The sequence below is a fragment of the Streptomyces sp. NPDC043812 genome (assembly GCF_056436245.1).
Genome location: NZ_JBWKCY010000016.1, coordinates 67,765 through 91,670, shown reverse-complemented (window position 1 = coordinate 91,670; position 23,906 = coordinate 67,765). Strand labels below are relative to the sequence as shown.

At 71.1% G+C, this 23,906-nt stretch carries 23 protein-coding genes, 2 tRNA genes and 1 pseudogene; 15 read left to right on the top strand and 11 right to left on the bottom strand.

The features are described from left to right. The first annotated feature begins 57 nt into the window (after positions 1-57). The 9 genes and pseudogenes from AC067Z_RS23485 (at position 58) to AC067Z_RS23445 (ending at position 4,739) form a co-directional block, all read left to right on the top strand. A complete protein-coding gene (locus AC067Z_RS23485; protein ID WP_478791536.1) occupies positions 58-708 on the top strand; it encodes a DUF2637 domain-containing protein in 651 nt (216 codons plus the stop codon). An 18-nt stretch (positions 709-726) separates the two neighbouring features. Further along, on the top strand, positions 727-921 hold the full coding sequence (locus AC067Z_RS23480) for a mobile element transfer protein (RefSeq protein WP_478791535.1): 195 nt from the start codon (positions 727-729) through the stop codon (positions 919-921). A gap of 16 nt (positions 922-937) precedes the next feature. Then, positions 938-1,093 carry a hypothetical protein gene (locus AC067Z_RS23475; RefSeq protein WP_329163099.1) on the top strand — a complete coding sequence of 52 codons (156 nt, stop codon included), beginning with the start codon at positions 938-940 and terminating at the stop codon, positions 1,091-1,093. A gap of 24 nt (positions 1,094-1,117) precedes the next feature. Further along, positions 1,118-1,435, top strand: a complete 318-nt coding sequence (locus AC067Z_RS23470) for a SpdD-like protein (RefSeq protein ID WP_478791534.1) — start codon at positions 1,118-1,120, stop codon at positions 1,433-1,435. 90 nt (positions 1,436-1,525) lie between these two features. Next, a complete protein-coding gene (locus AC067Z_RS23465) occupies positions 1,526-1,714 on the top strand; it encodes a hypothetical protein (RefSeq protein WP_478791533.1) in 189 nt (62 codons plus the stop codon). Further along, complete coding sequence (locus tag AC067Z_RS23460) at positions 1,711-1,938, top strand: hypothetical protein (RefSeq protein WP_478791532.1); 228 nt, start codon at positions 1,711-1,713, stop codon at positions 1,936-1,938. The genes AC067Z_RS23465 and AC067Z_RS23460 overlap by 4 nt, the downstream gene beginning before the upstream one ends. Beyond that, entirely contained in the window at positions 1,935-3,314 is a 1,380-nt protein-coding gene (gene repSA / locus AC067Z_RS23455; protein ID WP_478791531.1) for a replication initiator protein RepSA, read from the top strand. Before AC067Z_RS23460 ends, repSA begins: the two co-directional genes overlap by 4 nt. Beyond that, positions 3,311-3,517, top strand: a complete 207-nt coding sequence (locus AC067Z_RS23450; protein ID WP_478791530.1) for an excisionase family DNA-binding protein — start codon at positions 3,311-3,313, stop codon at positions 3,515-3,517. Before repSA ends, AC067Z_RS23450 begins: the two co-directional genes overlap by 4 nt. Beyond that, a pseudogene (locus AC067Z_RS23445) lies at positions 3,514-4,739 on the top strand (site-specific integrase). Before AC067Z_RS23450 ends, AC067Z_RS23445 begins: the two are co-directional and overlap by 4 nt. A gap of 87 nt (positions 4,740-4,826) precedes the next feature. On the opposite strand, the gene AC067Z_RS23440 reads toward AC067Z_RS23445, so the two are convergent. After that, positions 4,827-4,899 (bottom strand) — tRNA-Arg (locus AC067Z_RS23440). A gap of 225 nt (positions 4,900-5,124) precedes the next feature. After that, positions 5,125-5,218 (bottom strand) — tRNA-Ser (locus tag AC067Z_RS23435). 200 nt (positions 5,219-5,418) lie between these two features. Here AC067Z_RS23435 and AC067Z_RS23430 point away from each other — a divergent pair. Beyond that, positions 5,419-5,907: an SSI family serine proteinase inhibitor gene (locus AC067Z_RS23430; RefSeq protein WP_478791636.1), complete on the top strand. Its 489-nt coding sequence runs from the start codon at positions 5,419-5,421 to the stop codon at positions 5,905-5,907. A gap of 169 nt (positions 5,908-6,076) precedes the next feature. Further along, positions 6,077-9,985, top strand: a complete 3,909-nt coding sequence (locus AC067Z_RS23425) for a PAS domain-containing protein (protein WP_478791529.1) — start codon at positions 6,077-6,079, stop codon at positions 9,983-9,985. A 74-nt stretch (positions 9,986-10,059) separates the two neighbouring features. On the opposite strand, the gene AC067Z_RS23420 is transcribed toward AC067Z_RS23425, so the two are convergent. The 7 genes from AC067Z_RS23420 to AC067Z_RS23390 form a co-directional block, all read right to left on the bottom strand. Next, positions 10,060-11,706 carry a long-chain fatty acid--CoA ligase gene (locus tag AC067Z_RS23420; protein WP_478791635.1) on the bottom strand — a complete coding sequence of 549 codons (1,647 nt, stop codon included), beginning with the start codon at positions 11,704-11,706 and terminating at the stop codon, positions 10,060-10,062. Positions 11,707-11,956: 250 nt separating this feature from the next. Beyond that, positions 11,957-12,511: a SigE family RNA polymerase sigma factor gene (locus AC067Z_RS23415; protein ID WP_478791528.1), complete on the bottom strand. Its 555-nt coding sequence runs from the start codon at positions 12,509-12,511 to the stop codon at positions 11,957-11,959. A 123-nt stretch (positions 12,512-12,634) separates the two neighbouring features. Next, a complete protein-coding gene (locus AC067Z_RS23410; protein ID WP_478791527.1) occupies positions 12,635-13,804 on the bottom strand; it encodes a lipid-transfer protein in 1,170 nt (389 codons plus the stop codon). Continuing rightward, the gene (locus tag AC067Z_RS23405; protein ID WP_478791526.1) at positions 13,801-14,205 is read right to left on the bottom strand and encodes a MaoC family dehydratase; all 405 of its coding nucleotides are present in this window, start codon (positions 14,203-14,205) and stop codon (positions 13,801-13,803) included. The genes AC067Z_RS23410 and AC067Z_RS23405 overlap by 4 nt, the downstream gene beginning before the upstream one ends. After that, complete coding sequence (locus AC067Z_RS23400; RefSeq protein WP_478791525.1) at positions 14,202-15,500, bottom strand: acyl-CoA dehydrogenase family protein; 1,299 nt, start codon at positions 15,498-15,500, stop codon at positions 14,202-14,204. The genes AC067Z_RS23405 and AC067Z_RS23400 overlap by 4 nt, the downstream gene beginning before the upstream one ends. A 1-nt stretch (position 15,501) precedes the next feature. Further along, positions 15,502-16,404 carry a bifunctional MaoC family dehydratase N-terminal/OB-fold nucleic acid binding domain-containing protein gene (locus tag AC067Z_RS23395; RefSeq protein WP_478791524.1) on the bottom strand — a complete coding sequence of 301 codons (903 nt, stop codon included), beginning with the start codon at positions 16,402-16,404 and terminating at the stop codon, positions 15,502-15,504. After that, positions 16,401-17,600, bottom strand: a complete 1,200-nt coding sequence (locus tag AC067Z_RS23390; protein WP_478791523.1) for an acyl-CoA dehydrogenase family protein — start codon at positions 17,598-17,600, stop codon at positions 16,401-16,403. The genes AC067Z_RS23395 and AC067Z_RS23390 overlap by 4 nt, the downstream gene beginning before the upstream one ends. A gap of 625 nt (positions 17,601-18,225) precedes the next feature. Here AC067Z_RS23390 and AC067Z_RS23385 point away from each other — a divergent pair. The 3 genes from AC067Z_RS23385 to AC067Z_RS23375 all read left to right on the top strand — a co-directional run bounded on the left by AC067Z_RS23385 (position 18,226) and on the right by AC067Z_RS23375 (position 21,107). Then, positions 18,226-19,158, top strand: a complete 933-nt coding sequence (locus AC067Z_RS23385) for a bifunctional DNA primase/polymerase (protein ID WP_478791522.1) — start codon at positions 18,226-18,228, stop codon at positions 19,156-19,158. A 247-nt stretch (positions 19,159-19,405) separates the two neighbouring features. After that, complete coding sequence (locus tag AC067Z_RS23380; RefSeq protein ID WP_478791521.1) at positions 19,406-20,701, top strand: peptidase; 1,296 nt, start codon at positions 19,406-19,408, stop codon at positions 20,699-20,701. 217 nt (positions 20,702-20,918) lie between these two features. Further along, on the top strand, positions 20,919-21,107 hold the full coding sequence (locus tag AC067Z_RS23375) for a hypothetical protein (protein ID WP_478791520.1): 189 nt from the start codon (positions 20,919-20,921) through the stop codon (positions 21,105-21,107). Positions 21,108-21,289: 182 nt separating this feature from the next. On the opposite strand, the gene AC067Z_RS23370 is transcribed toward AC067Z_RS23375, so the two are convergent. Then, positions 21,290-21,715 (bottom strand): hypothetical protein, encoded by a 426-nt coding sequence (locus AC067Z_RS23370; protein WP_478791519.1) that lies wholly within the window; start codon positions 21,713-21,715, stop codon positions 21,290-21,292. A gap of 503 nt (positions 21,716-22,218) precedes the next feature. Between AC067Z_RS23370 and AC067Z_RS23365 the strand changes: the two genes are divergently transcribed. Beyond that, positions 22,219-22,806 carry a hypothetical protein gene (locus tag AC067Z_RS23365; protein ID WP_478791518.1) on the top strand — a complete coding sequence of 196 codons (588 nt, stop codon included), beginning with the start codon at positions 22,219-22,221 and terminating at the stop codon, positions 22,804-22,806. Between the two features lie 396 nt (positions 22,807-23,202). Here the strand turns inward: AC067Z_RS23365 and AC067Z_RS23360 are convergent, their stop codons facing one another. Continuing rightward, positions 23,203-23,760, bottom strand: a complete 558-nt coding sequence (locus AC067Z_RS23360; protein ID WP_478791517.1) for a GNAT family N-acetyltransferase — start codon at positions 23,758-23,760, stop codon at positions 23,203-23,205. Positions 23,761-23,906: the final 146 nt, after the last annotated feature.

Below are 23,906 nucleotides of genomic sequence, written 5' to 3'. Positions count from 1 at the left end.
CACGCGCCACGTCCCTACCCCGCCATGCCCAAACCGCCCCGCGAAGGAGGTGAAGACATGACCCGCAAACTGCGCATCGACGCCGTCCTGGTGCAAGCCGTGATCGCCGGGGCCCTGTCCTTCGCCCACCTGCACGACCTCGCCGCCGCTGCCGGACAGACCGGCTGGAAGGCATGGGCCTACCCGGTCTCGGTCGACCTGCTGCTGGTCGCCGCCTGGCGTCGGCTGCGCAACGACGGCCCGTCCCGGCTCGCCTGGTGCTGGTTCCTGATCGCGCTCATTGCCTCGCTCGGCGCCAACGTCGCCACCGCCGGATTCCTCGACCTCCAGAACCCGCCCGCCTGGCTGCGCTTCGGCATCGCGGGATGGCCTGCGCTCGCCTTCCTCGGCGGGACGCTCCTCGCCCACTCACCGACCGCCGCGGACCACGAGTCGACACCGGAACCTGAGCCGGTCGAGCGTGTGCCGGCCAAACCGGTCCCCGGCCCTGTGCCCGCACCCGTCGAGCCGCCGGAACCTCCTCCGGCGCTGCCCCTCGCCGAACCCGCTCCGGCCGTGCCGGTCCCGGCCGCCCTGGTCGACCACGCCCGGAAGGTCGCTGACGATCACCGCACCCGTACCGGCAACCCGATCGATACGGACACCCTGCGCGCCCGACTCGGTGTCCCGGCCCCGATGGCCGACGCGATCGCCGCCCAACTCGCCTGACCAGAAGGGAGACCCGCTATGCCCGCCCGTGACCACTTCCACTCCGTGATGCGGATCGGCCCCGTGCAGATCGGCACCCATCGCGATCGGCACGGCCGTACCAAGCACGCGGCCGTCTGCAGCGCCGACCGCTGCGGCTGGTCCGCCAACTTCTCCAGCCAGACGGCCGCCCAGCTCGCCGCCCGCACCCACCGCTGCCGCATCTCTGGCTGAACGGGAGACCACCGCCATGGACGTTCCGCTCTGGCTCGCCCTGATCGTCGTCGGTGCCCTCGGCATCAAGCTCATCCGCCCGCCCTGGTGGCTCGTCGCCGTGCTCCTCCTCGGTGGCTTCCTCCTCGCGGACAGCCTGCTCGCGCCTGTCATCGACACCGCCATCAAGTAGCCCACCGCAGAAGGGAGATCGATCATGCTCCGTCCGAAGATCCCGACCATGCCGACCCCTACCGGCATCGTCGCCCCGCCCGTCGTCGAGCCAACCGCCGTCGTCCAGCACGCTCCGGCCCCTGCTCCGGCCCCCGTCGCCCCGGCGACACCGGCCCGGCCCACCGTCCAGCTCACGCCCGGGGCCCTGGTCGCCCTCGTAGGTGGAGGCACCGCCGTCGTCCTCGTCGTCGGCGCGGTCCTGGTCTCGATGCTCCTCGCGGTCGCCGTCACCGCGGCCTCGGTCGCCGTGTGCGCGCTCGTCGTCCGCTCGCTGATCGCTTCCGAGCACAAGCCCCGCTGACCGGCCCCCGGGGCGGCCTCAACCGCCAAGTCTTGCCCGCCCCGGGAGCCGGGCCCTGCCCGAACCAATCGATCCGGAAGGACACCCATCATGACCCAGCCCACCACCCACGCCGTGCGGGTCTGCTCGAACTGCGACGGCTTCCCCACCGTCCGCGTCACCCTCGGCGGCCGCGACCGCCTGGGCAACCTGCGCACCATCACCGTCCACTGCCCGGCCTGCCACGGCACCGGCACCCGCCGCACTCGTACCGCCCAGCTGATCGGGGGCCGTGCATGAACTCCCTCACCGTGACCGCGCACCTCGACCCCGATACCGGCACCCGCGTCGTCACCTTCCCGGACTCCGAGTTCGTCAGCCTGCGTATCGGCGGCGGCGCCGTGGACGTCGTGCTCATCGCCCCTGGCGGCACCGCCGACGTCCTGCGCGCCATCTCCGCCGCCGCCGACCAGGCCGCCCGCGAACTCGACTCGATGACCACCCCTGCCGAGGTGAGCGCGTGAACAACACCGCCACTGCGGCGGGCCTGGACCCGGCCACCCTGGACGATGTCCTCCGGGTGGCCGGGTCCCCCGGCTTCGACCGCTGGAAAGACCAGGTGCACCGCACCGGCGGCTGCTCCGACCCAATCCACCTGACCGGATGGACCCTCGCGAAAGACAAGACCACCGGCGAGACCCTGCGCCGGTACTCGACCGACACCGAACCGGACGGACGGCTCCGCGTCGCCTGCGGCAACCGCCGCGCCTCCCGCTGCCCCTCCTGCGCCTACACCTACGCCGGAGACACCTACCACCTCATCCGGGCAGGCCTCGCCGGAGACGAGACCAAAGACATCCCCGCCACCGTCCGGGATCACCCCCGCGTCTTCGCCACCCTCACCGCTCCCTCCTTCGGGCGCGTGCACAACCGGCCCGACCGTGGCGCCTGCCGCTGCGGCACCCACCACCAGGACGACGATCCCGCCCTCGGCACCGCCCTCGACCCGGCCACCTACGACTACGCGGGCACGGTGCTGTTCAACAACCACGCCGGGCAACTCTGGCAGCGCTTCACCACCCGGCTGCGCCGCGAACTCGCCGCCCGCGCCGGACTCACCCAACGCGAACTCAAAGACGTCCTGCGCCTCTCGTACGGCAAGGTCGCCGAGTTCCAGAAGCGGGGCGCGATCCACTTCCACGCCGTGATCCGCCTCGACGGACCGGACGGCCCCGACTCCCCGCCGCCGCCCTGGGCTTCGGTCGACCTGCTGACCGACGCGATCCGCGCCGCGGTCGCCCACTCCTACACAACGATCACCATGCCCGCCGCCGGGGACCAGCCCTGCCGGCCTTTCCAGTGGGGCCGCCAACTCGACATCCGCCCGATCCGCGCGTTCGGTGACGGCTCCGACATCACCGAGCAGGCGGTTGCCTCCTACGTCGCCAAGTACGCCACCAAGGCAGCCGAGTCGACCGGCAGCCTCGACCGCCGGATCGGGAACCGGGAAGTCCTCGACCTCCTGGACGTGCCCGACCACCCCCGCCGACTCATCGAGGCATGCCTCGACCTCGCACCGCTCTACCCCGACCGGAAGCTCGGCGCCTGGGCTCACATGCTCGGCTTCCGCGGCCACTTCTCCACCAAGTCCCGCCGCTACTCCACCACCCTCGGCGCTCTCCGCCAGATCCGCGCCGACTACCGCGCCGCCCAGGAGCAAGACGTGCTCGGCGACCCGGACACCGTGCTCGTCCTCGCCTCCTGGGAGTACGCCGGGCACGGCCACACCCCCGGTGAGTCAGCTCTCGCCGCCTCCATCGCCCGCGACATCCAGCTCAACCGCGAAACCGCCCGCGAAGCCCTGCAAGACCAACTCGCCCTGGAAGGAGTCACCGCATGACCACCACCGTGATCGAGCGGAAGTGGCACACCACCGCCGAGGTCGCCGACATGCTCGGCTTCGGCCTGTCCAAGACCAAGATGCTCGTGCTCACCGGGGAGATCCGCTCCGTGAAGGTCGGCCGTAACCGCCGCATCCTCCCGGCCTGGGTCGACGAGTACGTCCAGCGCGTCACCGCCGACGCCGAAGGGTGGGCGGCATGAGCGGCAAGCGCGGCAACGGTGAGGGCTCCATCTACCCGTACAAGAACGGCTACGCGGCCTACGTCTGGGTCACCAAGCCGGACGGCGAGCGGGCCCGGAAGTACGCCTACGGCAAGACCCGCGAAGAGGTCCACGACAAGTGGCTCAAGCTCCACGCCGAAGCGAAGAAGGGCCCGGTGCAGACCGCACACCGGACACTCGCCGCCTTCCTCTCGTACTGGCTGGACTCGATCGTGAAGCCCAACCTCGCCCCCCTGTCGTACGTCTCGTACGAGGGCTACGTACGGCTCTACATCGGCCCGTGCCTCGGTGCGAAACGGCTCGACAAGCTGACCGTCCGGGACGTGCGTGAGTGGCTGACCGAGCTGGCGACCGTCTGCCAGTGCTGCGCTCAGGGCAAGGACGCGAAACGGGAAACCAACCGCCGCAAGTGCTGTGCGGTCGGGGACTGCTGCGAGTCGTACCCCTCCCGCCGGGTGATCCAGGCATCCGCGACGCTCTGCGGGCCGCTCTCACCCATGCGGTCGCAGAGGAGGAGATCAGTAAGAACGTGGCCTCGCTGGTGAAGGTGCCCAAGCCTCGCCGCCGCCGCGTCAAGCCGTGGTCCGTCACCGAAGCGGGCCAGTTCCTCACCGATGCCGCCGCCCGCGATGACCACCTCTTCGCGGCCTGGGTGCTGGTGCTCTGCCTCGGGCTGCGCCGCGGGGAGGTGTTGGGCCTGACGTGGAAGTCCGTCGATTTCGAGACCGGGGAGCTCTACGTCGACCACCAGATCCAGCGGGCCGGGCGTCAGATCCTCCACCGCGAGACCAAGACCGAGGACTCCGACGACTTCCTGCCCCTGCCGGCACTCTGCCTCAAGGCCCTACGAATGCGCCGCGCCCAGCAGCTCGGCGACCGGAAAGCCGCCGGGGAGCTCTGGCAGGACGCCCACGGACTGATCTTCACCACGAAGTACGGCACCCCGATCGAGCCGGGCAACCTCACCCGCATGTTCGCCCTTCGGGCTCGCCGCGCCGGGCTGCGGGCCATCCCGCTCCGGAACACCCGGCACACCTGCAGTTCGCTCCTGGTCGCCCTCAAGGTCCACCCGAAGGTGGCACAGCGCATCCTGCGGCACTCACAGATCGCCATGACGATGGAGGTCTACGCCGAAGCGAGCGAGGAAGCTGTACGGGCTGCGATCGGCAAGCTGTCCGACGCGATGGGCGGCACCGGCTAACAGAGGTCGGCGCGGTTGCTGTACTTCGCTGCTGTACGCCCCAACGCGAGAGGCCCCCGGATTATCTCCGGGGGCCTCTGGCCTGTGTGCACTCGGCAGGATTCGAACCTGCAACCTTCTGATCCGTAGTCAGATGCTCTATCCGTTAAGCTACGAGTGCTTGTGCTTCCCGGGCTTTTCGGCCCGGTCGGCGTTGCGGGAACAACATTACATGACCCGCGCCGTCACGCGAAATCCATTAGCCGCACCCCTTCCGACCTGCAGAAATGCCCGAACGGGCCCTCTGTGGGGGCGGGGCGGGAGACGGGCTCGCGACACGGGCGAAGCACGGCGCGCCGGGAACGACCGAAGCCCCGGCCGTCGGGCCGGGGCTTCGGTGATCAACTGGCGGAGGCGGAGGGATTTGAACCCTCGATGGGCTTTAAGACCCAAACCGCATTAGCAGTGCGGCGCCATAGACCGGACTAGGCGACGCCTCCAGCACACTCACGCGGGCGCGAGTGGTGCGTGCAGATGATGACACAGCATCGCGGCCGGTCACCAATCGCCGTCCACGGTACTAGCCCCCTGCCCCACAGAGCAAAGCGTCCGCGGTTGCGCAACGCCGTGGCGTGCGCAGCGTTAGAGATGCCGGGGCCTCGACGCCCCGGCAGGACCCGTGACTCTCCAGGAGCCCTCCATGCTGCGCCGCCTCGTTCTCACTGCCACCGTGTCCGCCGCCGCACTGGCCGTCGCCGTCCCCGGCGCGGGTGCCGTGGCCTCACCGCTGCCCCTGCCCGTGCCGCTGGTGGAGGCACGCGACCCGCTGCCGGAGGCACCGGAGGCGCTGCCGAGCACACCCGACCGGCTCAGCGTCACCGTCTCGGAAACTGGGAACACCCGAACGGACGGCAGATACGAGCTGGAGTGCACGCCCGCCGGCGGCACCCACCCCTCGGCACAGTCGGCCTGCGAGCGGCTGGACGAGCTCGCGCGGCAGAACGAGAACCCGTTCGCGCCGGTGCCCGAGGGACAGATGTGTACACAGCAGTTCGGCGGGCCGGTCACGGCGCGGGTGACCGGCACCTGGCAGGGCAAACGCGTCGACGCCACCTTCAACAAGGCGAACGGCTGCGAAATCTCGCGCTGGCAGACCATGGAGCCGGTGCTGCCGAACACCAGGTCATAGGGCGAAGCGGTACGTCTTCCGCACACAACCTTGGTGAGAGCTCCCCCTCATCCGCCGTCTGGGCGCCGACAGCTGCGCTTAGACTCCCTTCAGTGACAGGCCGGGGCCCGAGGGGCAAGATGGGACCGGCCGTCCGCAATATGCAGTAGGTCAGGGAGGAACCGTCGTCGTGAGCAGCAGGCCATCCCGAGGCGCTGCTCGCCTCGCAGCCATACTCGATGCCCTCCCGGACGGGCTCGTACTCGTCAACGCCAACGGCACGGTCGTCAACGCCAACGCCATCGCCCTCGAGCTCTTCGAGGCCCCCGGGACCGCTCTCGTGGGCCGGGGCCTGCTCGACCTGGTGCCCGAGTTCGACTCGCGTCTGATCCCCGGTTCCATGCGCCGCCCCGACGCGGCCGACGAGCACGGGCGCACCAAGCCCGCCCGGATGACCGCGCGGCGGACGGACGGCAGCGAGTTCCCGGTCGAGGTGACCAGCGCGAGCCTGGACGGGCGCGAGGCGTACGACTCGTCGTACACCAGCTACACCGGCGACGAGCTGCTGATGCTGGTCGTGCGGGATCTGTCGGGGACCGTGGACACCGAAGCGGAACTGGCACGTTCCCAGCGCCAGACCGAGATGATCCTGCGGGCTGCCTCCGAGGGAGTCGTCGGCACCGACACCGACGGACGGGTCGTGCTCGTCAACCCGGCCGCCGCGCAGATCCTCGGCTTCCGCGCCAGCGATCTCGGCGCGCAGGAACTGCACCCGCTGATCCTGCACTCGCGCGCGGACGGCGAGCCGTTCCCGTACGAGGAGTCCCCGCTCGCGGACACGCTCAAGTCCGGGCGCAAGCACCGGGTGCGCGGGCAGGTCCTGTGGGCGAAGAGCGGCGCGAAGGTCGCGGTCGACCTCACGACCGCTCCGGTCCGGGACGGTGACCAGCTTGTCGGCGCGGTGATGACCTTCACCGACCGGCGGCCGTACGAGGAGCAGGCGGAGAAGCACGCGGCGGAGCTCGCCGAGACGACCGAGCGCCTGAACGCCGAACTGTCCCGGACCACGGCACAGCTGACGACCGAGCTCTCGGAGACCACCGCGCGTCTGAAGGCCGAGCTCGCGACCACGTCCGAGGCGTACGAGGCCGAACTGGCCGACAAGGCCGACCGGTACACGGCCGAGCTGGAGGCGGGCGCCGAGAGGTACGGGGAGCTGGCCGCCCGGCACGCCCAGCTGACCGCCGTGCTCGGGGAGTCCCTGCGCGGGCCGCTGGAGGAACTGCGCGCCGAACTGGGCATGCTGGCTGCCGACCCGGCCGGCCAGCTGTGGCCCGAGGCGAACCAGATCCTGCACCACCTCGCTGCCGGATATGCCCGGATGACGACGCTTGTCGACAATGTGCTCGGCTATCAGCGGCTCGACACGGGCACCGAGCAGCTGACGAAGTCCAACGTGCTGCTCGACGCCGTCGTCGCGGCCGGCGTCGAGGGCGCGATCGAGCTGATCGGCCCCGGCCGGGCGCAGTTCGCCGTACACGCCCCGCCGATAGAGGCCGAGGTGGACGGAGGACGGCTGGCCACGGCGCTCGCGCACCTGGTCGCGGACGTCGCCGGAGTCGACTCCACGGGCAAGGCCAGGATCGTCCCGGGCGGCGGATACGTCGACTCCACGGTCGTGGTCGCGGCGGCACAGCGCGGCGAGGTCGTGCGCATCGAGGTCCGAGGGCCGTTCAGCGGGGGAGACCCCGTGCACGAGCCGATCGTGCGCGGCATCGTCCGTGCGCACGGCGGGGTGCTGCAGACGCACGAGGTGCCGGGAATGAGCGGCAGCGCGTACGTCCTGGAGGTGCCGCTCGGTGAGGGCGCCGGAACGGTACCGCCGGCGCCGGTCGCGGACCTGACGCCCGCGCTGCCCGCGCAGCAGTCGGCCGAGCCCTCCCCGGTCACGTCCGGTGGCGGCGGGCGGCGGCGGGCGCGCCGGGCCTCCACGGACGCATTCCTGGAGAGCCCCGTGGCGATGGAGGACCCGGTGGCCGCACAGCCGACCGGACGCCGCCGGGGTGCCACCGAGGGGGAGCAGATCCCCGCGCAGGACACGGGCGAGACGCCCCGCGGCAACGGCAGCGGCGGCACCGGGCGCCGGCGCGGGCGGCCCAGCCCCGCCGAGCAGGCGGAGGCCGCCGCCCGACCTGCCGAGGGCTCGGTGGTCACGGCCGCCGAAGGCGCGGGTGGCCGGGCGGCGCTCGGCGAGACCGTGCCGCCGCAAGGCGTACCGGTCGACGCCCACGGCATGACGGGCGCTCCCGCGGGGCGGCGGGCACGGCGCGCCGTCGAGGGCGGCATGCCGACGCTGCCTGCCGCGCCCTCCCCCGCACAGCCCCAGCAGCCTCAGCAGCCTCAGCAGCCTCAGCAGCACGGTCTGCAGCCGATCACGCCGCAGCAGGCGGACCAGCCTTCGGAACTGCAGGCAGCGCAGCCTGCCGGGCGGCGGGCGCGCCGGGCACTGTCCGCAGCGCCTGCCGTACCGGCCCCTGCGGAGGGCGGTGCACGCACTGCGTTCGCGCTGCCGCCGGCCGAGGCGGACCGGGGGCGGACCCGGCCCGCCGCGGCACCCGCGGCCGAGCAGCACGACGCCGTGGCCACCGCCCCCGGCACCGATCACCACACTCCGCCGCAGCAGCACCCCGCTCCGACGGGCCGCAGGCGCGCTCAGGCGCAGGATCCGGCGTCCGCCGGGCAGGACGCCACCAACGACGGCACCGTCGGCACTCCCGATCCGTCCGGCATGCCCGGGGGCGGGCTCGGCGCGCCTGTCACGGAGGACGAGCAGGCGGGAACCGAGGCGGCGCGGCACGACACGGACACCGGTTCCGTGCCCGTACCCCAGCCGCCGACCGCGCCCCAACCGACCCGGCCCGCCGCCAGGGTCGCGCAGCCGCTGCCCGCGGAGGAACCGGCTCCGGCGGACTCGACGCAGGGGCGTGCGTTCAGCGTGCGCACGCTCGGCCAGGGTGTCCCGTTCGCCCAGCACCTCACGCAGCAGCAGAACCAGACGCTGGGCTCCGGCCGCCGCCGCAAGCTGGCCAACCGCACGGCGGCCGAGCCGCCCGAGACCGCTGCCCGCCCGCATCCCCAGCCGCAGGCCGCGCCCACCCCGGCGCCCGCCCCGGCACCGGCGCCCGCATCGGCGCCCGCCCCGGCGCCGGCTCCTGGGGCGGCCGGACCCCGGTTGCCCGCCGACCGTTCGGAGGGCAGGGCCTACGCCATAGGGGCGCCCGACGAGGGCGCCGAGGGGCCGCAGCCGCTGGACGGCCCCGGTGGGGCTGTCGAGGTGACCAACCGCCCCCAGCCGCAGCCGGTCGACGACGAGCTGCCCCCGGAGCCGCTGGACAACCCGCGTCGGCTGCTGGTGTGGCCCGCGCCCGACGTCTCCACGCAGCAGGCGCTGAGCGACCGCGGCTACCGGCCCGTCGTCGTGCATTCGCGTGAGGAGGTCGACGCGCAGATCGCCGCGTTCCCCGCAGCGCTGTTCGTGGACCCGCTCACCGGGCCGATCACCCGCACCGCGCTGCAGTCGCTGCGGCAGGCCGCCGTGGCGGCCGAGGTGCCGGTGCTGGTGACGGCGGGACTCGGGCAGGCGACGCGAGAGGCCGCGTACGGAGCCGATCCGGCCGTCCTGCTCAAGGCGCTGGCGCCGCGCGACAGTGAACAGCATCCCTCGCGGGTGCTGCTGATCGAGGAGCACGAGGAGATCGCTCTCGCGCTCACCTCGACGCTGGAACGGCGCGGGATGCAGGTGGCCCGGGCGGACGCCGACGCGGACGCAGTCACGCTGGCCACCCAGATGCGGCCGAACCTGGTCGTGATGGACCTGATGCAAGTGCGCCGCAGGCGCGCCGGGATCATCGACTGGCTGCGCGCCAACGGCCAGTTGAACCGCACCCCGCTCGTCGTCTACACCTCGGCGGGCCTCGACCGGGCGGAGCTGCCGCGGCTGTCGTCGGGGGAGACGGTGCTCTTCCTCGCCGAACGCTCCACCAGCAACGAGGTGCAGGCACGCATCGTCGATCTGCTCGCGAAGATCGGCACCAACTGAGGACAGGCACCGGCTGACGTACGGCATGCGGACAGGGGCGGCGGTTTTCACCGCCGCCCCTGTCCGTGGAGCCGCTACAGCTGGGTGACGTCCAGCTCACCGTCCGCGTACTGCCTGCGGATCACCTTCTTGTCGAACTTGCCGACGCTGGTCTTGGGCACCGCCGGGACCACTGCCCAACGCTCGGGCACCTGCCACTTGGCGATCTTCTGGGCGAGGAACTCCTTCAGCGTCCCGTAGTCCGCTGTCGCACCCTCCTTCAACACCACCGTAGCCAGCGGGCGCTCGCCCCACTTCTGGTCCGGGACCGCGACGACGGCCGCCTCGGCGACCTCCGGGTGCGCCATCAGCGCGTTCTCCAGCTCGACGCTGGAGATCCACTCGCCGCCGGACTTGATGACGTCCTTCGCCCGGTCGGTGAGGGTCAGATAGCCGTCGGGGCTGATCACACCGACGTCGCCGGTCTTCAGCCAGCCGTCCTCGCTGAACTTGTCCTCGGGACGGAAGTTCTCGCCGCCCGCCCCGCCGTAGTACGCACCGGCGATCCAGGTGCCCCGCACCTCGAGCTCACCGGCCGACTCTCCGTCCCAGGGCAGGAACTCGCCGCCGGGGCCGACCAGTCGCGCCTCCACACCGGCCGGGAAACGGCCCTGCGTGACGCGGTAGGGCCACTCCTCCTCGGCGGTCAGACCGGCCGGCGGGTGCGCCATCGTGCCGAGGGGCGAGGTCTCCGTCATGCCCCAGGCGTGGCAGAGCCGCACGCCGAGCTTGTCGTAGGCCTCCATGAGGGAGGGCGGACAGGCGGCGCCGCCGATGGTGACCTGCCTCATCGAGGACAGGTCGCGGGGGTTGGCCGTGACCTCGGCCAGCAGGCCCTGCCAGATGGTGGGGACGGCCGCCGCATGCTCGGGCTTCTCACGCTCGATCATCTCGGCGAGCGGGGCGGGCTGCAGGAAGCGGTCGGGCATCAGCATGTTGATGCCGGTCATGAACGTGGCGTGCGGCAGACCCCAGGCGTTCACATGGAACTGGGGAACGACCACCAGGGTCGTGTCCTTGTCCGTGAGGCCCATCGACTCGGCCATGTTGACCTGCATGGAGTGCAGGTAGATGGAGCGGTGGGAGTAGACCACGCCCTTGGGGTCGCCGGTGGTGCCGGAGGTGTAGCACATGGCCGCGGCGGTGCGCTCGTCCAGCTCCGGCCAGTCGAACGTGGTCGGGCGGCCGGCGATCAGCTCCTCGTACTCGTGGACCTGTGCCTCGGTGTCGGCGAGCAGCGAACGGTCGCCGGGGCCGGAGACGACGATGTGCTCGATCGTCGGCAGGTGGGGCAGGAGCGGGGCGAGCAGGGGGAGCAGTGAGCCGTTGACGATCACGGCCCGGTCGGCGGCGTGGTTGACGATCCAGACGAGTTGCTCGGCGGGCAGGCGCAGATTGAGCGTGTGGAGCACGGCCCCCATGGAGGGAATCGCGAAGTACGCCTCGACGTGCTCGGCGTTGTTCCACATCAGGGTGGCGACCCGCTGGTCTCCGTCGATGCCGAGCTCGTCGCGCAGCGCGTTCGCCAATTGGGTGGCGCGGCGGCCGACCTCGGCAAAACTGCGGCGCTGCGGCTCGGCCTCGCCTGTCCAGGTGGTGATCTGCGACTTTCCGTGGATCGTCATCCCGTGCTGAAGGATGCGAGTCACAGTCAGCGGTACGTCCTGCATGGTGCTCAGCACGGCGTCCTCCCGGTGGGCGCTGGCGCTACGTTGCGACAAGGTGGGAAGATTCTGCGCACATACCAAGCGGTATGTCACTACCCGAGGGTAATGAATCCCGGTACATCACCGCACAACACCGCACAGCACCGCACATGAACGTGGGTGTCGGGCGGGCGGCCGGACACGGGTTCCGGCCCGGCTGAGGGACACGGGTGCAGGGCCGGTGGCCGGGCACGCAGCCCCGACGGCGGGCCGTGCAGCCGGGCGGTCAGCGGACCGGTGAGAGCTCCGGGTCCTCGCGCAGCTTGCCGAGGGCCCGCGACACCGCACTCTTGACCGTGCCTATCGACACCCCGAGCACCTCGGCGGTCTGGGCCTCGCTCAGATCCTCGTAGTAGCGCAGGACGACCATCGCCCGCTGCCTGTCCGGGAGCTTCATCACGGCGCGCCACATCGCATCGTGCAGCACCTGCTGCTCGGCCGGGTCCGTCACAGGAACGGCCTCCGGCTCGGGCAGCTCGTCACAGACGAACTCGTCCACCTTGCGTTTGCGCCACTGCGACGTGCGGGTGTTCAGCAGAGCGCGGCGGACATAGCCGTCGAGCGCCCGGTGGTCCTCGATCCGGTCCCACGCGACATACGTCTTGGTGAGCGCGGTCTGCAGCAGGTCCTCGGCATCGCACGGGTTCGCCGTGAGCGACCGGGCGGTGCGCAGCAGCACGGGCCCCCGCGCCCGTACGTACGACGAGAACGAGGTGTAAGGCGTGTACGACGGCACCGGCGCGGCGGCCTGGGAAGCGCTCGTACAGACTGGCGTGGTCATGCCCTCCACGCTAGGAGCGGGCCCGCCCCGGCGGATCGGCCCCAGGGACCGAAGCCTTGTCCCCCTCAGGTTGTAGGGCCGACGCGGCCCGCACCTCCTGAAGGTGGAGGGCACCCCCAAGGGCTATGCGCCGTCCGCCCCGAGGACCAGTCCGGACGTGGGAACTCCGGTGCCGGCCGTGACCAGGGTCCTGGCCGCGCCCGGTATCTGGTTCAGCGAGGTGCCGCGCAGCTGTCTGACCGCCTCCGCGATGCCGTTCATTCCGTGCAGATACGCCTCACCCAGCTGGCCTCCGTGAGTGTTCAGCGGCAGACGGTCCGAGGCCACGAACTCCGCCCCCTCACCAGGCTTGCAGAAACCGAACTCCTCCAGCTGCATCAGCACGAACGGCGTGAAGTGGTCGTAGAGGATGCCCACGTCGATGTCGTCCGGGGTGAGCCCCGAAGTGCGCCACAGCTGCCGGGCGACCACGCCCATCTCGGGCAGGCCGGTGAGACCGTCGCGGTAGAAACTCGTCATCTGCTCCTGGGCACGGCCCGCCCCCTGGGCGGCGGCGAGGATCACCGCAGGGGCACTGCGCAGGTGCCGGGCGCGCTCGACACTCGTGACGACGACCGCCTGGCCGCCGTCGGTCTCCTGGCAGCAGTCCAGCAGCCGCAGAGGTTCGACGATCCACCGCGACGCGGCATGGTCGGCGAGCGTGATCGGTCTGCCGTGGAAGTACGCGGCGAGGTTGTTCGCGGCATGGCGGCGACCGGTGACCGCAACGTGGCCGAATGCCTCGGGGGTCAGCCCGTACGCGTACAGATAGCGCTGGGCGGCCATCGCCACCCAGGAGGCGGGAGTGAGCAGCCCGAAGGGGAGGTTCCAGCCGAGCGCCGCGCCCTCCGCGGACGGCTCCCGCTGCTGCACCCCCGAGCCGAATCGGCGCCCTGAGCGTTCGTTGAACGCCCGGTAGCAGACGACGACTTCGGCTACGCCCGCAGCGACGGCGAGCGCCGCCTGCTGCACGGTGGCGCAGGCCGCACCGCCCCCGTAGTGCACCCGGGAGAAGAAGGACAGCTCACCTATGCCCGCAGCCTGCGCCACCGTGATCTCCGGGCTGGTGTCCATCGTGAACGTGACCATGCCGTCCACATCGGCGGGGGAGAGGCCCGCGTCGTCGAGCGCCGCCCGCACGGCCTCGACGGCGAGCGTCAGTTCGCTGCGCCCGGAGTCCTTCGAGAATTCTGTGGCGCCGATCCCCACGACGGCAGCCCTGCCGCCGAGGCCGTCTTTCTCCCGGATGCTCATACGCCCGCCTCCGGGAGCGTCACTGTCACCGTGCCCGTGACATGGCTGCCCAGGCTGTTGGCACCGACGATCCGCACCTCGGCCGTCGGGCCGTCGACCGCCTCGACCGTGCCCCTCAACACCATGGTGTCTCCCGGATAGTTGGGGGCGCCGAGGCGTATCGCGACCTTGCGCAGAACGGCACGGTCACCGAAGAAGTCGGTGATGAAGCGCCCCACCAGGCCGTTGGTCGTGAGGATGTTCATGAAAATGTCCGGTGACCCCTTCTCCTTCGCGAGCTCGGCGTCGTGGTGCACGTCCTGGTAGTCCCGGGAGGCGAGGGCCCCGGCGACGATCAGCGTGCGCGTGACCGGCACGGTCAGCGGCGGCAGCTCCGTGCCGACGCCCGGGATCCGGCTCATCGGGACTCCTCCTTGGCGAGCAACGCGCCCAGTTCGGCGAGGACTTCACCTGCGCTGCCGAGATACGCGTCCAACTGCCGGCCCCACAGGAAGTGCCGGTGCACGGGATGCTCCACATCGGCGCCTGCGCCGCCGTGCAGATGCTGCCCGGTGTGCACGACGCGGGTGCCTGCCTCCGAAGCCCACCAGGCGGCGGTCAGCGCATGGGGAGCGCACGCCAGCCGCTCGTCGTGACGCCAGGCGGCCTCGTACGCGGTGACCCGTATCGACTCGGTGTCCATGTAAGCGTCGGCGGCGCGGAGCAGGACGCCCTGGTTGGTGGAGAGCGGCCTCCCGAACTGCTCACGGGTCGTGGTGTGCGCGACGGCACGGGCGAGGGAGCCCGCGCACACCCCTGCCTGAAGGCCGGCGAAAGCGATCCGGGCGGTGGCGAGCACGTCCTCGTACGCATGGGGCCCGCCGAGCGGCTCCGCCCGCGCACCGTCGAGGACCAGTCGGCCGGCGGCCCAGGGAGCCGTCAGCTCGACGGGCTCGACATGCGCATCGCCCGTCTCGACCAGGAAGCAGCCAATGCGGGGTGCCACGGCCGACGGCGCCTCGCGCGATCCCTCGCGCTCCGGTCCGTCGCCCGGTAGTCGGTCGCCCGGTGGTCGGTCGCCCGCCGGTGGGGCGGTCGCCGGTCGGGCGGTGGCCTGTCGGGGGCTTGGCCGGTCCTCGCCGCTCGGTCCGTCTCCCGACGGTCCCTCGACATGGAGACCGCGGCCCGGCAGGCCCCCGCCACCCGGTGCGTCGCCCGGCGGACCGCTCCCCGGCGGCCCCTCGGCTGCCGGACCGCCCGACACCACGGCCGGGACCAGCACATGCGTGGCGTCGCGCAGCCACGGGACGTACGGGACGACGCCCATCAGACGGCCCGCGCCGTCCGCCCGCACCCCCACCCCGTGCAGCGGGAAGGCACCCGCCGCCACCACCGTCCCGTCCCGCAGACCCGGCAGCAGCCGCCCGCGCTGATCGTCCGTGCCGTGGGCCGCCACCGCCAGCAAGCCGTACACGCAGCTCGCCGCGAACGGGGTCTGCGCGGTCGTCCGTCCCTGCTCCTCCAGGAGCAGCACCAGTCCGAGCAGCCCGATCTCCTCCACCGCGGCCGTCAATCCCGAGGCGGTGAGCGCCTTCCAGAGCTCGGGATCACTGTCCGAGCCCACCGCGGCCAGCCGGTCATGGGTCGCCAGGTCACCGAAGATCCGTGCCGCCAGCTCCTGCGCCGCGGACTGCTCCTGTGTGGGCGTGAAGTCCATGTCAGCTCACACCCCCGCTCGCACCTCGGAAGACCGGAAGCTCCAGTTCGTCGTCCACCCGCAGGAACTCCAGCTCCACGGGCATGCCGATCCGCACCTCGTCGCAGGGCACGCCGATCACGTTGCTGACGATCCGCACGCCCTCGGCGAGCTCGATCAGACCCACCGCGTAAGGAGGGTCGAAGGCGGGGAACGGCGGATGGTGCATCACGACATAGGAGAAGACGGAGCCGCCGCCTGCGGCCTCGACCGTGTCCCAGTCCGGCGACCCGCAGGAACCGCACCCCGGCAGCCAGGGCAGCCGCAGTGTCCCGCAGGAACCGCATCGCTGGATGAGCAGCCGGTGGTCGGCGACCCCCTGCCAGAAGCCTTCGTTGTCCCTGTTGACGACCGGGCGGGGACGCTTCGCCGTGGGCCGGCGGGCCGCGGCCGGTGCGTACTTGAGGATCCGGAAGCGGTGCGTGCCCGCGAGCTCGCCCTCTGCCCGCACATCCATGCGTGTCGTGACGAAATAGCCCGGGCCCAGCTTGGTCGTCTTGCGCGGTGACACCGATTCGATCACCGCGTCGAACGTGATCCGGTCGCCAGGTCGCAGCGGCCGCAGATACTCCTGCTCGCAGTCGGTCGCCACCACCGAGCCGAATCCCGCCCCGTCGAGCAGCTCGAACAACTCGTCCTGCGCGGCGGTGCGGGCGGTGTGGCCCGACAGCCCGCCCATCGTCCATGCCTGCAACATCGTCGGCGGGGCGACGGCTCCCGGTCCCCGATAGGCCCCGTTGCCGTCGCCCATCGCCTCGCACCAGTGTCTGATCATCGGCTCGTTGACGAGGTCCTTGCCCTCGCCCGAGGTGGCGGCGGCCCGTCCCTCGTACGTCTTCAGCCGTGCGTACAACGCGTCGGTCACCTCTTTCCCCTCCTCATGCCGAGCCGCATGGTCGCGACGATCTCCCGCTGCACCTCGCTCACCCCTCCCCCGAAGGTGTTGATCTGCGCCGCTCTGTTCATCCGCTCCAGCTCGCCCTCCCGCGGAGCGCCCGAGCCCGGCGGCGATCCGAGCGAGCCGGGTGACCCCGCTCGGATCAGTCCCGCCTCCCCCGCGATTTCCTGGCACATTCGATACACCGCCACCGCGGATTCGGTTCCCGCGAACTTCACGCCGCTTGCGTCCCCCGGAGCCGGGCCACCCGATTCCCGAGCTCCCACGGCACCCGCCAAACGCCAGCTGAGCAGGCGCGTTGCCGCCAACCGGGCGTGCACCTCGGCGGCCCGGAACTGCACCCACGGCTCGTCAATGCGACGAACACCCGTCACCGGATCGGGTGTTCGCGCGCTGTCGAGCGCCGCCGCGAAGAAGTCCTCGGCCTGCATACCGATCGCGGCAAGCGCCACCCGCTCGTGGTTGAGCTGGCTGGTGATCAGACCCCAGCCGCCGTTCTCCTCGCCGACCAGATGGGCGGCGGGCACCCGTATCCCGTCGTAGTACGTCGACGTCGTCGTCAGTCCGCCGACGGTCTCGATCGGCGTCCAGGCGAAGCCCGGCGCGTCCGTCGGCACCAGGATGATCGAGATGCCCTTGTGCTTGGGAGCGTCGGGATCGGTGCGGCAGGCGAGCCAGATCCAGTCCGCGTTCTGGGCGTTGCTGGTGAACACCTTCTGGCCGTCGATGATCCAGCACTCCCCCGACCGCACGGCGCGTGTGCGCAGGGACGCGAGATCGGTCCCGGCTTCGGGCTCCGTGTAGCCGATGGCGAAGACCAGGTCGCCGGCGAGGATGCGGGGCAGGAAGAACGCCTTCTGCTCGGGGGTCCCGTACGTCATCAGGGTCGGCCCGACGGTGTTGAGCGTGACCATCGAGACGGGGGCACCGGCGCGGTACGCCTCGTCGAAGAAGACGAACTGTTCGTCGGCCCCCCGGCCCTGGCCGCCGTACTCGACCGGCCAGCCGAGGCCGAGAAGGCCGTCGCCGCCGATTCTGCGCAGCAGGGCGCGCTGCGCGGCAGGGTCGGAGTCGGGCGGCGGCCCGTCCGGCATCACGTCACGGAAGTACGTACGAAGCTCGGCGCGCAGCCTTTGCTGACGCTCCGTCGGGGCGAGGTGCACGGCGGCGGCCTCCCGGGCGCACGGAACAAGGATTCTGACTGTCCGTCAGATCCGTGCGAACTGTCAAGGTCACGCCGCGCCCGACCCGAATGGCCCCTGCCGTTGCGCGCCCGCGCCGAACCCCCGCCCGCTCCCGCACTACGTACAGCTCCACCCGGGGAGCCGGACACGAACACGCCTGCGCGACGGCACCGGAGCACCGTCGCGCAGGCTGTCACTCACCCTCCCCCCACACCCCCTCGGACCGGCCGTTCCCCACCCCCCTCGGACCGGCCCTTCCCTCCACCCCCTCGGACCGGTCGTCACCACAGTTGGATGCCTGACTTGTCCCTTCTTCCTTGAACCGGAACTGCACAAGTGCGGTTGATTTCCGCGCGGTTGGCCGACCGCCCCCGACCGCTTCCACGACGTCGCGGGATCAGAGTTGCCCACCGAATCCCAGACGAACCCCCCGGAAGGGGCGATTCGCTCGCAAGCGTGAGGACAAGTCGATAAACCCCTCCACGCCCGCACGGCCCGGATCGAACACGCACGCCGCACCCCCGCACCAGATGAGCCGCTCCAGCACTCTTTCGACCGATCTTTCCCTCTTCCCTTCTTCGAACATGTGTACGAACATAGAGCCATGGCCATCACCGACCGGCAGACCGCCACCCTGGCCCTCGCCCACGCCCTCACCGCCGCCGAGCGCGGGCTCCCCGTCATCCCCCTGTCCGCCACGAAGCTCCCCGCACTCCGCTCCCCTCACCGGGACGAAGCGGAACCGTTCCTGTGCCGCGGTGAATGCGGCCGGCCCGGCCATGGCGTACACGACGCCACCACGGACCTCGCGGCCGTACGCGCCCTGTTCGCGGCCGCGCCCTGGGCAACGGGCTACGGCATCGCCTGCGGACGCCCGCCGTATCGGCTGATCGGCATCGACCTCGACACCAAGTCGGGCACCGACTCCGTGGCGGAGCTCCGGCATCTCGCCCTCCGGCACCTGTTCACCGTCCCGGAGACCGTCACTGTGCTCACCCCCAGCGGCGGCCGGCACCTGTGGCTGACCGGCCCGCCGGACGTGGTGGTCCCCAACTCCGCGAGCCGGCTCGCCCCCGGCATCGATGTCCGCGGCACCGGCGGCTACCTGGTCGGGCCCGGTTCCGTCACCGCTCAGGGCGCCTACCGCCTGGCGCCCGGCACAGCCGACCTGCCCCCCGCGCCCTGCCCGCGCGCCCTCCTGCGCCTGATCGCACCTCCCGCACGCCCCCGCCACGCAGCGTCGCCACGCCCCGCGGAGTCTCGCGCGAGCCGGCGGGACGGACCGAACCAGCCGAACCGAACGCACGGGACCGATCGGGCAGACCAGGGGCAGGGACTCGTGCAGTTCGTGCTCGCCGCGCAGGAAGGGCAGCGCAACACCCGTCTGTTCTGGGCAGCTTGTCGCGCATACGAGCACGGCTTCGGGGAAGCGCTCGCGGACGCCCTGACGGACGCGGCGGTCCTGGCCGGGCTCACCGAGCGGGAGGCCCGCGCGACGATCGCCTCCGCTGCCCGCCTCAGCGCGGTACCACGCTGATGACATGGATCACAAAAGTGACCACCGCACGCGAAGCAACTGTTCCGTATCTGGCGAATTGCCCTCCCTGTGAGGGCCCGGGACCCTCCACCATGCGTGCGTAACCTCCTTCCTTCTCCCTCATATCCGGTCATACGATCACCGGGCAGTCGCACTGCGTGAGTGATGCCGCAGCGGCTGCCCTCTACTTGCGTGACCTGCCTCAGAACTCCTGACCCAGAAAAGGGCTCTCTTGAACATTCGCCGCATGGTGGCCACGGCCGTCGTCGCCGCCGTGACCACCCCCGCCGTGCTGCTGTCCGTCACCCCCGCGATCGCCGACACCAAGCCCGTCGCCGGCCAGTCGGCGCAGCAGACGGCCGCCGACAAGCCCTCCATCGAGGATCTGGAGAAGGCCGCCGAGGAGGCGCAGAAGGCGTACGACGCGGCTGTCGCCGCCGAGAAGGTGGCGAGGGAGACTCTCGAGTACGCCCTCTCGGACGAAGCCCCGCTCACCGTGGCAGCCGCTGCGGCCGAGCAGGAGGCGAAGGACGCCGCCGTCGCCAAGGAAGCGGCCGCCCAGGCACTCGCCGACGCCCAGGCCGAGCTCGACGCGCTCCCCGAGACCGCCACCGAGCAGGAGCGGGCGGACGCGGAGAAGAAGGTCGCCGACGCCGACGCCGCCGCGAAGGCCGCCGACGCGGCGAAGACCGCGGCCGACGAGAAGGCCAAGGCCGCCAGGACGGCGGCCGATGACGCGCGCGTCAAGGCCGCCCAGGCCTACAGCATCGCGGACAAGGCCCTCGAAGAGGCGCTCAAGGCGAAGCAGGCGGCGGACAAGGCCCTCGCCGACGCCAAGGCCGAGGAAGAGGAAGAGGAAGGCGAAGAGGGCGAGGAAGGTGAGGAGGGCGAGGAGGAGTGCGTCGCGCAGTCGAAGCTCACCACCGTCGCCACCGGCCTGCCCTCCAAGATCGTCGCCGGTTCCACGGTCGACTTCTCGGTCCGGGTCACCAACGGCACCGACAAGACCCTCGACAAGGTGCTGCCGTTCGCGTACTTCCACGCGACCGACAAGAGCGGCTACAACGTCGTCGACGAGTACTTCCACCTGCAGGTCTCCACTGCCGCGTCGCCGAAGTGGACGCCGGTCGAGGACGGCGAGTACGCCGGCTCGATCAGCCCGCTCAAGGCCGGCGCCCACGCCGACGTCAAGCTCCGCCTGAAGGTCGACGCCAAGGCGCCTGCGGGCAACGGTGTCGCGTTCATCGCCGGTGACTACGTCAACGACGACGGCTCGTGCGGCGGAAACTTCTTCACGGAGTACGAGTTCGACCTGCTGGCCGCGGGCAGCAAGCCCGGCAAGGTCGACGACGCCAAGCCCGGCAAGACCTCGAAGACGAAGCCGGGAGTGATCCCGCAGGGCAACACGACCAGCGGCGCGCTCGCCAACACCGGTTCCGCCTCTGCCCTTCCGCAGCTCGCCGCAGCGGCGGGCGCAGCGGTTGCGCTGGGCGCCGGCGCCGTGTTCGTCGTGCGCCGCCGCAAGGCCGGCTCCGCCGCCTGATCCCGACGCCCCGCGTCACTTGCGCCGTCTCCGCCCCAACGGGCGGGGGCGGCGCCTGCGTTACCCCGCGTGCCGGCATCACGGATGCTGAACCGGCCTCACGCGTCACCGGCCTTACCCGTCACCGGCCTCACCGTCATCGGCCTCACCCGTCCGCATCCCGACGAAGGAGAAGACGTGCAGGACTCCGCAAGCACCGACGTCGCCGGTGGGCACCGTGGGTAGAAGGCGCTACGTGGCCAGAGGCGTACCGGGTGGCTACCGGATCTGGGACAACAGGGGGCAGCGCTGGTGGGGCGACCATTACGAAATGTGCCCGGACGATCTCCTCACCGAAATGAACGGAAAAGCCGACCACGCGAAGATCACCGCACTGCTCAAGAGATACCGCGCCCAGAAGCGCTAGCCGCGCGGCTCCGCCCAGGCGATCGCACGCAACCCGCCACCCGCCCGGCCCTTCTGAAGGCCGGGCTCGGCCTCCTCGATGATCACCCGAGGGTTCCCCGGCTTCCTTCACCACGCCGCCGTACGGTCCGGTGAGAGGGCGGCATCACACTTCGAAGAAGCCGAACTGCGCGTCCGTCCCGGTCAGTCGCCCGAGATCCCCCAGAAGTAGATCTCCACCGGGACCCCCTGTTCGTCGTGCAACACGACGCACCGTCCTTGCCACCGCTCGCAGGGAAGGGCGCCGAACTCGGGCACATCGGCCCTGGTGGGCTTCCGCGAGCCGAAGACCTGAACCGCCTCGTCCTCGGTCAGGGGCCTCAGAGTGTCGTAGTCCGACTTCTCCTCGGCGCCGATGACGCGGGCGACGTCCAGGATGGAATGCGTTCCGGCTTCCTGGACGTTCTCGTCGGCCCAGAGCTCGTCCTCGGTGCTCGGCCACGGCCGGCCTTCGTCCTCCCCGGCCCAGTAGTAGTCGTGTCCCTCGAAGACCTTGCGCTGCAAGCCTGCAAATGCCAGCCCAAGATCCTCGTGGTACGGCACGGAGTAGTCCCATCCTGATGCGCCCATGAGGTCGCCCCCTCCCGATCTCGAATGATCGGCCGGACGCTAGCAGCCCTCACTGACAGCCCACTGAGGCGACATCGTGAACCCCGAAGCCGCTCCGCCGACCGCGGAAAGCATTCGAGAGCACGCTGGGATGGGCACCGAGAGCACGGCGTGCTCCGACCATTCTCATGGAGCAATCCGGGCCGGCTTTGCCAATTCGGGCGCGCCGGTGTTCGAGACGCTTCCTGCCAGGTCGGTCGGTCCGGCAGCTATGAACTGATGGGCAGCCCTGGCAGGGTCGAGGGCTGCGCGCCAGGCTTGCTGAAGATGGATGCCGATGGCCTGTTCCAGATCGACTCCGGGGCGCCCGGCCTGCCTGGGGCGCAGCAGGCGGTCAGCCGGTGCCCGGCGTATAGCTCGATTGGCCTCTCTGGTGAGACAGCTGTTCGTCATGCTGGGCAGGCTGGGTGTCGTCGTCGCGGGACGGGGTGGGCAAGGGGTCCCGCTGGATCGAACGGAGCACCATGCGCGGTCATCTCATAACCGCCGCCACGAAGACCGGCCTCGTCCTCGCACTGCTGGGCCTGGCCACCCCCACCGTCCCTGCCGCAGCCCAGCCCGCCCAGCCCCGCCAGGCCGCACAGACCGCACAGACCGCACAGGCCGCACAAGCGGCGCTGCTTGTGCGCACGCGCACCGTCCTGCTGCCCCTGAGCGGCGTCTTCGACGATGAGGACGCCGAGCCGATCGACATCACCGGCAGCATCCGCGTCACGGTCGTCACCCGCACCGCGCCGGGCGGCGGAGGCACCGCACGCATCATCAGCAGCCTGAGCCGCACCACCGGCATCGGCGAAGACACCGGCAACCTCTACCGCTTCGTCGGCGCCGACATCGACACCGTCACCTACCCACCGGACCCGATCACCCCGCTGACCATCAACCCCACCTTCCTCAAGATCTTCCCGCCGGGCCCGGTCGTCCCGCCCAACCCGATCCAGCCCGTCGAGGTCGACGTGACCCTCTTGGACAACGGCACCATCGACGACATCGACGCAGAGGTGGTGGGCGACGACGACAGCGGCGGGGACCTCGCCAGCGCCCAACCCTGACCGCGGTAACCAAACCCACACGCCCGGCCCGGACTTCCGCGTGACGCGGGAGGCCGGGCCCGACGCCTGCACGGGCCAGGTGTGCGGCTACCCGGAACCGCCCTGGCAATCGAGAGCAGCTGTCGCCAATCGGCGACAGCTCCTCGGCGGGGCGGGGTCCGGCGCCCAACGGGAGCCGGGTGGTGCCCAGCTCAGACACTTTTCTGAAGCCGAATCAGCAGGGCCACGAGCTGTGACACCACCGGCGCCCGGCACGGGACGGATCCGGTGGAACTCTGTGGGAACTCCGCTGGCGGGTCGGCGAGCGAAGGGGGCAGCAGCACTCCGACAACCTGATCGCCCGCCCACTCGATGAGGGAGATCAGTCCTGGCTCTGGCCCACAGATGGCCCAGTCGTCATGTGCGCAGGTCGAGCAGCATGACGTCATAGAGGGCCGGGCCCTCCCACGGCCGCGCCTCACCGATCTTGCGGTAGCCCCACGCCTGGTAGGCGGCCGACGCCGCCTTGCTGTCCGGGTGGACGTTCAGCAGCACCCGCTCGGCCTCGATGCCGTCGAGCAGGGTCTCGTGCAGACGCCGTGCAACACCCTGCCCGCGCCAGGGTCCGCGTACGGCAAGTTCCATGAGGCCGAAGGTGCGGCGCCCGTCCTCGCGCCGCATGTCGTCGGGCACGGGCTCGGTCAGTTCGTCCCACCACCCTGTGTCAGGCTCGACTGGGTAGCCGTATGCCGTGCCGACCGGCTCGCCGTCCTCGGCATGGGCCACGGCGCCGCGAAAAGTGCGCTTGCGGGTCTGGAAGTGAAAGCGCCGGAAGGCGGCCGTGACGTCGTCGGCGGCCTCGTTGTACGGCGGTTCCGCGAACACGTCGGCATAGACGAGCCTGAACGCGTCCACAGCCTGTGCTGCGGCCGAGCCGTCCATGCGCTCTACCGTGATGGTTCCCTGTGGCGTCATGTGGTGCCCCCTCGGACGTTCTCGCGGATGCGCTCGCCACATTCCCGGGCAGTGGCACCCACGCGCCGGTCCCGACCTTACTCAGCCCGCAGTCGGCCGGGGCGGGCACAGGCCGTCCGCGCCGGTGTCCCGTTGAGGGCCGGGGG

Coding starts and splice junctions, on each gene's coding strand:
- AC067Z_RS23485 (WP_478791536.1), top strand. CDS start 58: ATGACCCGCAAACTGCGCATCGACGCCGTCCTGGTGCAAGCCGTGATC.
- AC067Z_RS23480 (WP_478791535.1), top strand. CDS start 727: ATGCCCGCCCGTGACCACTTCCACTCCGTGATGCGGATCGGCCCCGTG.
- AC067Z_RS23475 (WP_329163099.1), top strand. CDS start 938: ATGGACGTTCCGCTCTGGCTCGCCCTGATCGTCGTCGGTGCCCTCGGC.
- AC067Z_RS23470 (WP_478791534.1), top strand. CDS start 1,118: ATGCTCCGTCCGAAGATCCCGACCATGCCGACCCCTACCGGCATCGTC.
- AC067Z_RS23465 (WP_478791533.1), top strand. CDS start 1,526: ATGACCCAGCCCACCACCCACGCCGTGCGGGTCTGCTCGAACTGCGAC.
- AC067Z_RS23460 (WP_478791532.1), top strand. CDS start 1,711: ATGAACTCCCTCACCGTGACCGCGCACCTCGACCCCGATACCGGCACC.
- AC067Z_RS23450 (WP_478791530.1), top strand. CDS start 3,311: ATGACCACCACCGTGATCGAGCGGAAGTGGCACACCACCGCCGAGGTC.
- AC067Z_RS23430 (WP_478791636.1), top strand. CDS start 5,419: ATGCTGCGCCGCCTCGTTCTCACTGCCACCGTGTCCGCCGCCGCACTG.
- AC067Z_RS23415 (WP_478791528.1), bottom strand. CDS start 12,511: ATGACCACGCCAGTCTGTACGAGCGCTTCCCAGGCCGCCGCGCCGGTG.
- AC067Z_RS23410 (WP_478791527.1), bottom strand. CDS start 13,804: ATGAGCATCCGGGAGAAAGACGGCCTCGGCGGCAGGGCTGCCGTCGTG.
- AC067Z_RS23405 (WP_478791526.1), bottom strand. CDS start 14,205: ATGAGCCGGATCCCGGGCGTCGGCACGGAGCTGCCGCCGCTGACCGTG.
- AC067Z_RS23400 (WP_478791525.1), bottom strand. CDS start 15,500: ATGGACTTCACGCCCACACAGGAGCAGTCCGCGGCGCAGGAGCTGGCG.
- AC067Z_RS23385 (WP_478791522.1), top strand. CDS start 18,226: ATGGCCATCACCGACCGGCAGACCGCCACCCTGGCCCTCGCCCACGCC.
- AC067Z_RS23380 (WP_478791521.1), top strand. CDS start 19,406: ATGGTGGCCACGGCCGTCGTCGCCGCCGTGACCACCCCCGCCGTGCTG.
- AC067Z_RS23370 (WP_478791519.1), bottom strand. CDS start 21,715: ATGGGCGCATCAGGATGGGACTACTCCGTGCCGTACCACGAGGATCTT.
- AC067Z_RS23365 (WP_478791518.1), top strand. CDS start 22,219: ATGCGCGGTCATCTCATAACCGCCGCCACGAAGACCGGCCTCGTCCTC.
- AC067Z_RS23360 (WP_478791517.1), bottom strand. CDS start 23,760: ATGACGCCACAGGGAACCATCACGGTAGAGCGCATGGACGGCTCGGCC.